The following is a 281-nucleotide window of genomic DNA, read 5'->3' as shown; positions in this document are numbered from 1 at the left end:
ATAATGTATCCCTGCCCAGAAAGATTTTCGATGATCTGATTCAGGTTTTTTTCATTTTTATCTATAAGATAGACATCTCTTCCGCCGGAACCTTCTAATGGCTTAAGGATCATCTTTTTCTTATGCGCCTCGAAGAACTCCAGGATCTCATTCTTATCACGGGTGATAAGGGAATTTGGCTTGATATGAGCCGGCAGCTCCTCGAAATATAATTTGTCAATAAAAGCATGAGAGAGTGCAAAAGCATCGTTAAGCACCAGCACCCCTTCCTGCTGTATCAT

At 40.9% G+C, this 281-nt stretch carries 1 protein-coding gene; it reads right to left on the bottom strand.

Annotated features, from left to right (window positions below; genetic code table 11):
* Positions 1-281, bottom strand: a 281-nt coding sequence (locus tag HC175_RS23595; protein ID WP_479685274.1) for an ATP-grasp domain-containing protein, incomplete at both ends; no start/stop codon positions are given.

The sequence above is a fragment of the Salinimicrobium oceani genome, assembly GCF_012037645.1.
This window is presented reverse-complemented; position numbering and strand designations above follow the sequence as displayed.